The sequence below is a fragment of the Barnesiella sp. CU968 genome (assembly GCF_905219685.1).
GTDB classification, from domain to species: Bacteria; Bacteroidota; Bacteroidia; order Bacteroidales; family Muribaculaceae; genus Lepagella; species Lepagella muris_A.
In genome coordinates this window covers 1-11,270 of record NZ_CAJMXD010000054.1, presented here as the reverse complement: position 1 = coordinate 11,270, position 11,270 = coordinate 1, and the positions used below count along the sequence as shown (strand labels likewise).

The window sequence follows — 11,270 nt, the reverse complement described above, 5'->3', positions numbered from 1 at the left end:
CCTCACACCTCCTCTGTGACCCGCGACATCTGGATGCATGATGCGAAAAGCGGCGCATACGTCAATCTGACCTCCCGTGCCGGGGAAGACCGCAATCCCGCGCTTTCATCCGATGGGAAATCATATTATTTCCTTAGCGAGCGCAACGGCGACTCTTTCAATGTCTACTCTTCGGCCATCGCTCCCGGAGCGAGTCCCCGCAAGCTCACCGACTTCAAGGATCATCCCGTGCGTTTCCTCAGTGCCGGCACCGGCGACATTCTGGCGTTTGTCTACAACGGAGAGCTTTTTACCATGCAGCCCGGTTCCTCACCTCGCAAGCTTGACATAAATCTTGTTGATGACGACATAAACGATATTAAGGATATTCCCTTCGGGCGCGTACAGGGTGCAGTGGTATCTCCCGACGGCAAGCAGATGGCGTTCACCGTAAGAGGAGAAGTGTTTGTGGCATCAACTGAATACCCCTCGGTCAAACAGATAACCCACACTCCGGCAATAGAATCAAGAATATCCTGGGGAGCCGACGGCAGAAGTCTTTACTACGGGTCCCTTCGTTCCGGCAGAAGCAATATATACAAAGCGGTAATCAAGCGGAAAGACGATCCCAACTTCTCTAACGCCACGCTGATCGAAGAGGAAGCCATGTTCCCGGAAGACGGCATAGAGCGCGGTTATCCCTCCATCTCTCCCGATGGCAAGAAGATGGCGTTTATCGAAGACCGCCGTATCCTTAAAGTCAAGGATCTTGCTTCGGGTGCGGTTAAAACCTTTGAAGACCGTATCACCAATTACCGCACCGGTGGTTATGGCGTGGCTTGGAGTCCTGACAGCCGATGGCTTACGCTCGAGATTATGAACCCGATGCACGATCCTTATGGTGACATTGCCATAGTCAACGTGGATAGCGGCGAGTTTATCCCTCTCACTAATACAGGTTATTTTGATCAGGAACCCCGTTTTACGGATGATGGCAATGCCGTCATTTTTGCTTCCGAACGTTATGGCATGCGCAACCATGCCTCATGGGGATCGGAATATGATGTCATGATGGTGTTCCTGAATAAGGAGGCTTACGATAAATTCCGTCTCTCAGAAGAGGACTACGCACTGCTGAAAGAGGTAGAAGAACAGCAGAAGAAAGCATCGGCAAAGAAAGAAGATTCCAATAAGGGGAAGAAAGAGAAGAAAGGGAAGAAAAAAGATCCTTCCAAGGATGGTGACAAGCCGTCAGACGCGATTAAAATTGATCGCGAGGGCATAATGGACAGGATTGTGCGCCTGACTCCGAGCTCGTCAGACCTCAGCGATTATGTGGTTACAAAAGATGGATCGGCACTATATTATCTTTCCGCTTTTGAAAAGGGATATGATCTTTGGAAGAGAGACTTGCGCAAAGGAGACGTGTCGCTTGTAAAGAAACTTGATTCAGGCGGCAGCGCTATTCAGACCGACAAAGAGGGCAATATGTATCTTGTCGGATCGGCTGTAAAGAAATTCAATCCGAAGAGTAAGGAAATTAAGAATATATCCGTGTCAGGTAAGGTCAAGATCGATCCGGCAAGAGAGCGGGAGGCTATGCTCGATTATGTGGCGAATGAAGCAAGGGAACGTTTCTATCTTCCCGAAATGCCGGTGGATTGGGATATGTATGTAGAAAACTATCGCCGTTTCCTGCCGCATATCAATAATGGATATGACTTTGCCGACTTGTTGAGTGAACTTCTTGGCGAACTCAACGTGTCGCATTCGGGTGGACGCTATTATCCCGACGGGGCAAAGGATCAGACTGCATCTCTCGGTTTGCTTTTCGACATGTCGGATAATGGGAGTGTCGCCAAAGTAGATGAAATCGTGGAGGGTGGTCCGTTTGACCGTGCCACAACAAAGGTTCGTCCCGGAGACATAGTGGAGGCAATCAATGGAGAGAAAACGGCGGATGCCGGTGATTGGGAGACATTACTCAATAACACCGCGAATAAAAAGACACTAATTTCTCTATATCGTCCTTCTTCGGGTGAGCGATGGGAAGAGGTAGTTCTGCCGGTAAGGACTTCGGTAATGAGTGAACTCCTGTACAACCGTTGGGTTAAGGGGCGTGAGCATGCAGTGGATTCCCTTTCCGGTGGACGTCTTGGCTATCTTCATTTAAGATCCATGGATGATGAAAGTTTCCGTGAGATATATTCCAAGCTCCTCGGCAAGTATTATAACAAAGAGGGCATAGTGATAGATACCCGTTGGAATGGAGGCGGTCGTCTACATGAGGATATTGAGGTGCTTTTCAGTGGAGATAAATATCTGACGCAGGAGGTTCACGGTCGTCCCACAGGTGAAATGCCCTCACGGCGCTGGAACAAGCCCTCGGTCATGATTATAGGGGAAGCTAACTATAGCAACGCCCACGGAACGCCATGGGTCTACAAACACAAGAATCTCGGCAAACTTGTAGGAATGCCCGTTCCCGGAACCATGTCGAGCGTTAACTGGATCACGCTTCAGAATCCGGACCTGCTCTTCGGAGTGCCGGTAGTAGCTTTCCGCACAGCTGAGGGGAATGTGCTTGAAAATACCCAGCTCGAACCCGATATCAAGGTGGCAAACCTTCCCGCCGATGTCGTCAAAGGTATAGACGCTCAGCTTGAGGCGGCTGTAAAATCGCTGCTCAGCGATATTGACAAGAAAAAATGAAGCCATGACTTGTCCCGACAGTTTCATTGATAAATAGAGAACATTCTGTAACAAAAATAAAAAAAGACAACCGCACAGGTTCTGAAACCGGAGCGGTTGTCTTTTTTATACCAGATCATGCAGATCAGCGGATAATGCGTTTTGAGGTTTTGACAGTGCCGTTGCTCATGGTCTTGCGTTCAATCACCAGAGTCCCTTTTGCCGGAGAGGCGATACGTATGCCGTCAATGCCGTAATACTCCGTATTCACGACTTCCGCCTCGAAAATCTCCTCGACTTCCGAAACACCTTCGGCATCCATCAGTCTGCGAACCTCTTCACCGGTCATTGCGCGGTTGAAGATATAGAAATCATCATAGCAATAATCCGGATAAGGGTCTCCGTTGTCATGCCATTGCGAGCGACCGAGCCAGTTCTGGTTTGTGTTGCCCATTTCCGAAGGATCCGGCTGGTTGCGGAAAGTCTCCACAAGCTCTCCGTCAACATAAAGAGACAATGTCCCCGCCTCCTGGCTGAGAGTGATGTTATACCAGCGGTTTTTCTCAAGGTTGAAAGATGCGTCCATATTGCTGTTTTTTGAACCGACGCGCAGTTTATAGCGGAAACCGCTCTTGTTGTTGTAGCCGTAATCAAGAAGCATCTGGGTGTTGTGTCCCGAGCCGAAATCTATGATTCTGCCCACATTGTCGCCTGTGCGTTTCAGCCACAGAGAGATTGTGAAATCCGAAAGAGTCTTCAGAATACCTGTGGGTAACGATATATAGGCGTTCTTTCCCGATTTCAAACCCACGGCGCTTTTGGCGTTGCCGTGGCGGTCTTCCGCCCAGTATGTTCCGGAAGAAAGAGTCGATTTTCCGCCGTTGAAATAATCATATGCGTCAAAGAATTTCCCTTCTACAAACGGAACATATGAGAAATTGCCCTCCTGCGGGGAAGCGGTCTTTGTTTCGGAAAAATCACCTTTCTTGCCGAATCTGTCGGGAGTCAGGCGATAATAATATGTAGAGCCGTTCTCGACATTCTTGTCTGACCATGTGGTAGCGCTCACGCCGGTTGCCACGGTCTGCCACGGTCCGGTCTCGCTTTCAGCCCGTTCGATGTCCCAAGTCGTGCGGTATGTCTTGTCCCAGACGAGAGTCACTTTCTTGTCGCCTGACGCGGCAAACAGATTGAATACACCCTCCGGTGCCGAGGAAAGCGACGGAGTCCTCACCTCCGCCACATCCGATACCGGCGATGTCTCCGCGTTGCTGAGAACTGTGACGCGGTAGGCATAAGTGGAAAGTTCCTTGACGTTGGTGTCGGAATAGGATTTGTCGGTCGTGGAAGGTTTTATTACTGAAAACTCCTTCTCTCCCTCCGCGTTGTTGGGAGAAGACACGAGTCTGCGCTCAAGGCGGTATGCACGGGCACCGTCGGTTTCTGTCCATTCAACGCGTACGGTTGTCGGTTCTGATGCGGAGCAGCGGATGTCAACCGCCTCGACGTTGTTGTCGCGCCATACAGTCTGTATGCGTGAATATAACGATTCCTCTCCGTTGTAGGCAGTGGCACGTACGCGGTAACGGTATCTTTTCTCGCATTTCACGGGATCCTCGAAAACCACTGTCTTGCCTGCCTGATAGTCAGTGCCGAGAACGAGAGTCTTTACCGGATTCCAGGTGTCGTTGTCGTCATCGCAGCGATACACGGTGTAGCTTTTTCCTGTCTCCCCGTTATGGTCATACCAGCTGAGTCTTGCCGTCTTGAAGTCATCCGAGAAACCGAGAGAGGGAAGGGGAGGGGCGATTTTCCATACATGCTCATATTCTGAAGCCTTGCTGAAACCGACTTTCGAAGGATAATCCGCGAAATACTGCCCTGCGAGGGTTTTCTTGCCGTTCAGCTCCACAGAACGTGCGTCTTGCACCCATGTGTAGAAATTTGTGCGTTCGAGTTTGTCGCATGCATCGATATTGGCAAGAGCCTTTTTCATATATTCGAGCTGCACATTCTGGTTGGCAAGCGTTGCGGGGAGAGTAACCGACGCCGCGTTCTCCACCGGGTTTCCGTCGGCATCGCACTGAAGTCCGGTCTTGTCCGGCCAGTCGTTTTCATTGCCGGTCGTCCAGTTCGCGCCGTTGTTCCATTCGGTAATCCACACCGGACGTCCTCGTGACACCTCCACCGCCTTGTTGACACGGCTCTTGAAATCGGCGGTATGTTCATACTGGTGATATACGACGAAATCCACTCGATAATTCAGGGAATCCGCCAAGGCGAAGAAATTAGGAAGCCAGCTGCCCCAGATGCTTGTGGGAGCCGGTGAACCGGCGCGCAGCCCAGTGCGCATGAATTCCGGCCATTCGCGTATTATCTCAAGCGGACTTGCCGGATGTTCCTTCACATCGCCTGTGTTGTCAGGCTCGTTGTGACCGAGCACATGGCTCACATTGTCGCGGCTTTTGATCTGGTCGAATCCCGGCCAGCCGATATGATGGCGATGAGGCACATACTCGCGGTCAATCCTGTCGGTGGGACCACCGGCGTCCCATCCGTAATAATGGGTTACGTTAAGACGCTCCATCTGGCTCTGGTCTGAGCCGGACCACCCTTTTTTAGAGACCCACTGCCATTTCATCACCCTTATATATGAGATGAAACTTCTGCCGGAGTTGTCCTTGGTGACGAATCCCTCTGGAAGCACCGGAATTTCAAGATCATTGTCGGAAGCTATGAAACAGCGGCTGTAGCCTGTTCCGTCTGGGTTGTTGGCTATGGTGGCGATAAATCCTTTGCGCAGTCTGAGCGAACGTATGTTATTGTCGAATTTGCCAAGGTCAGTCACAGGTTCCTGTATGGCGACAGTGCGAGAATCTCCGCCGAAACTTTCTTCGGTATACACCGTAAGAGCACGGTTGCAGATGTCTATTCCGTTAGGAATCAGTACCGATCCGGCTCCATATTCCGCAATCCTCACGTTGGTGGATATGTCTGCCGGTTGTCCGTCGATTGTGATGAACCGGAGATAGTCCGAAACGGTTCTGGTCGGTTTCACCGCGTCAAGAAATAGCCACGCGTACTCACCGTTGAGGTTTACCGTTGAGTTTACAAGAGGTGAGGAAGAAGTGATATGCACGTCTGCTTTTCCCGTAACGTCAAGCTGGCGTCCGGTCACGACATCCGCCGTCATATCGGCGGTGACGGATTCACCCCATGCCGCCGACAGCGGCGCAAGCAGGGCGATTCCTGTCAGGATGTTTCTGAATTGTCTCATGATAAAAAGTTTCTTAAAGAATAAAGGCCGGCGGCGCAAACACATTCATGACGCCACCGACCTTCGGTTAACAACTTTGTTTACCTGTTATATAATATTATTGAAAGTTAGCGGATGATCTTCTTGCAAGTTTTCACAGAGTCGTCGCTCATTGTTTTCTTCTCGATTACGAGCGATCCTTTCGCAGGATTGGAAAGAACTGTGCCGTCTATGCCGAAGTATGTCACGGATTCTACAGACGCTGAAGAAATCTCTTCAACGCCGCTTCCGTCGGGGAATGCCTGAAGAAGTCTGAGCTGAAAATCAGCCATCACGTCAAGTGCGTGAGAGCCAAGGAACTGTACATAATATGTTCCGGCGTTTCTTGCATCAACTTCTGCAGTGCATTTCTGGAGTTCGGCGAAGTCGTTTGCCGTTTTGGGAAGAATGAAAAGCTTACCCTCTCCTTCTCCCGGCAAACCGATCTGAGACACGGCGAGATCCTCATCGCTTACATTAAGATTCCATTTGATTCCTTCCGGACCTCTCTTGTCGGAGAAAGCCACCATTACGGCAGCCTCGTTGCCGTTTGTCTTGAGATATGATTTGTCGGAATCCGCGCTGCAGTTGCTCCATTCTCCGGCGAGCATTGAAAACTCGTAGATTCCCGGAGTGGTTATCTCCACGGGATAAACATACCAGCAGGAGTGGATCGAACCGTTGTCCCAGCGGATGAAAGCTACATTACCGTTATATGTGTTGCCTTCATATTTGACAGCCGCGCCCTTGTTCTCCCAGCGCACATTGTTTCCGCCGGGACCGCTTGCATCCCATGTCATCTGTTCCGGATCACTCACCGTTATTTCTTCGTTGATCTCATCGTAAGTAAAGGGGAATTTCCAGCATTCCCATCCGTTCTGTGCCATGGCACCCTTGTCGCCTGTCGCGCCCTTGTTCGCGTTCTCCATGAGATTGGGGTTCTGAGCCATTACCGAGGCACTCATAAGAAATGCGCCTCCAAGAAGCAAAGTAGAAATTTTCATAAAAGTTGAATTGTTGGTTAATTAATATGGTTAACGTTGTTCTGCTTTTTTTGCAGAATTGATAAGATTCCGATGGTTGTCCGGGATTCTGAGTTCCTGCCGTGATTGTTTGTCAGTTCAGACATCGGCAAAATTATGACAAAAGAAAATCGGACGTGAGGGGGGAAATGTTCAATCTGTGTAAATGAACGGAATGACTGCCATAAATGGGCTTGTTTTCAGTGGTTTTGGTGAATGAAGGGTATTTGGACCGACATAGGTGGTTAAAACGTGTTAATAGTTCAAATGAACATTTTGCCACTCATATTAGAATAANTCATCTATTTCTCCGGTTGATTCCGCATCATAATTTTGCAACANTTATGCAGAGGTATTTTTGATGATGATATAAGGATATTAAATTTTAGGTAGAAAAAAAGATTGGCAAGGTCGGGGGCGATGTCATTGCTGCCTTTCCGGCATCAGTGAAAAACTCTCAGACTCAATTCTCCAAAAGAGAATAAAGAGTATGGATGGAAACATGCATACTCTTTGGAATGAATCAACTTAACCTTAAATAAAACAACAATAACTAACCTTAGTTTAAATGAAAAAATCAATTTTCCTAATGTGTCTGCTGATAGCGCAATTGTTCGCGCTCAGCACGCATGCCGCTTCGGATCCGCGTTCCATAAAAGGAACTGTGGTTGACACGGAAGGCGAACCGTTGATTGGAGCCACTGTGCAGGTGGAGGGAACCTCTGTCGGCGTGAGCACCGATATCGACGGAAACTTCGTGATCCGTGCGGCTGCCGGCCAGACCCTTCTGGTATCTTATGTGGGTTATTCGCCCAAAAAGGTTAAAGTGACCGATTCTACAGCTGATCTGCGTGTCGAGCTGAGTCTTAATGCAGAGATGCTTGAAGATGTGGTAGTAGTTGGTTACGGCGTGATGAAAAAGAAGGACCTTACAGGTGCCATCACTCAGATCGACCCAAATAAGATCGCGGATTCAAACCCGCAGACTGTTCAGGACATCCTTCGTGGCGCCGCAGGTCTTCAGGTAGGTTATGATCCCTCAGCGAAGGGTGGCGGTTCGCTTGAACTCCGAGGCAAGAACTCTCTCGGAACAGAGTCTTCACCGCTTATCATTCTTGACGGAATGCAGTTCTACGGCGAGCTTTCGGAAATCAATCCTGACGACATCAAGCAGATTGACATCCTCAAAGACTCCTCTTCAGCCGCAATCTACGGTGCCAAGGCTGCCAACGGTGTCATCATCGTGACAACCAAGAGCGGCAGCAACACCGGCAAACCATCTGTGACATTCAGTGCCAACTGGGGCATCAACACCCGCAGCTCATATCGTAAATATTACGATGCAGACGGCTATCTGAACTACCGTTCCGACTGGTACAAGCGCGACACATACGGCGTCGACGCCAACGGCAACTATGTCGCTTATCAGTCAGGTCAGACAAATCCCGGTTATTACGACTATCCTTCTGAGGCAAACCTTGCGAAATACGGCATCACTCTCGACCAGTGGATGGGATATTCGTCAAACGCAGCCGACGAGTCTCCCCGCAGTGTCTTCGGACGCCGTATCGGTCTTGACGAAGAAGCACTCGTATTCGAGAACTTCCTTAACAACGAGACTTTCGATTGGTATAACTACGCGTTCCGCACAGGTCTGAATCAGGATTACAACATCGGACTTTCCGGCGGAACAGAGAAGATGAACTATTACATGTCGGTAGGCTACATGAAGAACCAGGGTGTGGTGAAAGGCAACGACTACAACACACTCCGAGCTTCGATGCGACTCAGTGCGAACGTGACCAAATGGCTCCAGATCGGTGCCAACGTCAACTTCCAGCACCGCAGCGATGGCGACAAGGCTCTTTCATACAGCGATGACCTCCAGAAACCCAACATCATGAAGTTCTCCCCCTACGCATCGATGTATGACAAGCAGACAGGCGAGCTTCTTCAGTTCCCTATGGGCGGAACAAACCGTTTCCAGCCTTTCCAGAACCAGTTCTTCTATCAGAACTACGAGGAACTTGAGAAAGGTTATATGGTTCTCAACTCCAAATTCTTCGCGAAAGTGACATTGCCGTTCGGAATCACCTATCAGTTCAATGTGTCACCCCGCTATCAATATTTCTGGGACCGTTATTTCATGAGTGCAGATCTTCCTGAATCCGCCAAGAAAGACAGAGGAGTAAACCGCGAATGGGGCAAGCGTTTTGACTGGTCTCTCAACAACACGATCAACTGGGATTATACATTCAATGATGTGCACCACGTGATGGTGACTCTCGCTCAGGAGGCTGAAGACCGCAGATACTGGAGTGACCGCATTGAAGCCAGAGGTTTCGACCCTACGGACGCACTTGGCTTCCACAACACCCAGAATGCGACAAAAGAACTCTCCAATTTCAGAACCAACGACACTCATGAGAGTGCTGATGCGCTTCTTGCACGTGTGTTTTATGGATACGACAACCGCTACATGCTGACTGCATCGGTTCGTCGCGACGGCTATTCTGCATTCGGTCAGAACTATCCTCACGCCACATTCCCCTCTCTGGCTGTTGCATGGAACTTTGCCAATGAGAAATTCATGGCACCCATCTCAGATATATGGAGCACAGGTAAGCTTCGTCTGTCATGGGGTAAGAACGGTAACCGCGATCTGGGCAATCCGTATATAGCTCTTGCAAACCTCGGTTCCGGACAAGGCAATACAATGAATTACCTTGGTCCTGACGGTGAAGTCATATCAGACATCAAATATCTCACCATGAGCCGTATGGCGAATCCGGATCTTCGTTGGGAAAAGACAGAATCGTTCAACGTCGGTCTTGATCTCGGTTTCTTCAACAACCGTCTTAACCTGAGCGCCGACTGGTATTACAAGAAGACCAACGACATGATCATGAATATGGCTCTTCCCGGTTTCTCCGGTTTCACAGAGGTTGCGACAAACATCGGACGAGTGGACAACACTGGTTTCGAGCTTTCTCTGAACACGCTCAATATCGCCAACAATGTCCTCGAATGGAACACCAACGTCACATTCTCATACAACAAGAACAAGATCCGTCATATCGACTATCAGATGGAGAACGTTCTTGACGAGAACGGCAACATCATCGGTCAGAAAGAGATTGACCAGCCCAGCAAGGGATGGTTTGTAGGTCAGCCTATAGGTGTGATATGGGATTACAAGGTAGATGGAATCTGGCAGGCAGACCAGGCTGAAGAGGCAGCCAAAGTAGGTCAGAAACCCGGTGACTACCGTGTGCAGAACTATTACACCGGCGATGATATCGTTGATCCTGTCACAGGCGAGCGCACTCCGGTATATAACGACAAGGACAAACAATTCCTTGGACAGACCACGCCTCCCGTATATCTCAGCATGCGCAATGACTTCACACTCTGGAAAGACTTCACAATAAGCTTCACATTCTATTCGAAGCTCGGACACAAATCCAGAAGCTGGTCGTATGCAAACGGCGACAATGCATCAGACATAATAGTGCACGGTCTCAACACTTATGAGAAAGAATACTGGACACCTGAGACACCGAGCGACTATTTCGCACGCCTTAACGCACGCGGTCCCAACGGAGCGACAAGCGTTCCCCGCGTCATCAACCGCAACTTCCTGCGTCTTTCCGATCTGACGTTCGGCTACACGCTCCCACGCAAATGGACACAGAAAGCTTATATGGAAAAAGTGCGCGTATCGTTCGGCATCAAGAACCTCTTCACCATCAATCCTCCGAAATGGAGCTACGGTGATCCCGAGGATGGCAACGGACTTGGCACAAGGCTCTTCAATTTCGGTATCAACGTAACTTTCTAAACAAGATCTAATAACTACAGAAATGAAAACATCATATAGCAGAATTTGCAGATGGGCCGCTCCGGCTCTTATGGTAGCCGTGATGGCAAGCTGCTCCGACGACTTCCTGAAGCCAGACCCTATGTCGGAGTTTGAACCGGGAGCCACCTTCGGCACCGAATCCGGCATTCAGGCGGCAATGGCTATGGCAGACCGTCATCTGGGCCGTATGTTTATCGACCTCGGCAACACCAACTCAATGGGTATGCTCAGCGACCTGTTGTATTCAGAAACAACAGTGGCTGCAAAAACAGACATGGGTTCGGCAAACATCCGTGCCAATTTCGCCGATAATGTGACTCCCTCCTCATGGATGGAGACCGGCAACAATAGCGGCGCGGAAATCGGCTGGGTCTGGAACGACATGTGGGATCATGTGAAATATGCCAACACTATCCTTGAC

General features: G+C 49.6%; 4 protein-coding genes and 1 pseudogene. 3 read left to right on the top strand and 2 right to left on the bottom strand.

Going from position 1 to position 11,270, the window contains the following annotated elements:
* On the top strand, window positions 1-2,691 hold a 2,691-nt coding region (locus JX312_RS03720; protein WP_204457117.1), incomplete at its 5' end, for a S41 family peptidase.
* Window positions 2,692-2,815: 124 nt separating this feature from the next.
* Here the strand turns inward: JX312_RS03720 and JX312_RS03715 are convergent.
* Together JX312_RS03715 and JX312_RS03710 are read right to left on the bottom strand one after the other, a co-directional pair.
* Complete coding sequence (locus tag JX312_RS03715) at window positions 2,816-5,947, bottom strand: LamG-like jellyroll fold domain-containing protein (RefSeq protein WP_204457116.1); 3,132 nt, start codon at window positions 5,945-5,947, stop codon at window positions 2,816-2,818.
* Between the two features lie 107 nt (window positions 5,948-6,054).
* The gene (locus tag JX312_RS03710; protein WP_204457115.1) at window positions 6,055-6,969 is read right to left on the bottom strand and encodes a hypothetical protein; all 915 of its coding nucleotides are present in this window, start codon (window positions 6,967-6,969) and stop codon (window positions 6,055-6,057) included.
* Window positions 6,970-7,555: 586 nt separating this feature from the next.
* Between JX312_RS03710 and JX312_RS03705 the strand changes: the two genes are divergently transcribed.
* Window positions 7,556-10,828, top strand: a complete 3,273-nt coding sequence (locus tag JX312_RS03705) for a SusC/RagA family TonB-linked outer membrane protein (protein ID WP_204457114.1) — start codon at window positions 7,556-7,558, stop codon at window positions 10,826-10,828.
* A 22-nt stretch (window positions 10,829-10,850) separates the two neighbouring features.
* Window positions 10,851-11,270, top strand: a pseudogene (locus JX312_RS03700) (hypothetical protein); the annotation flags it as partial.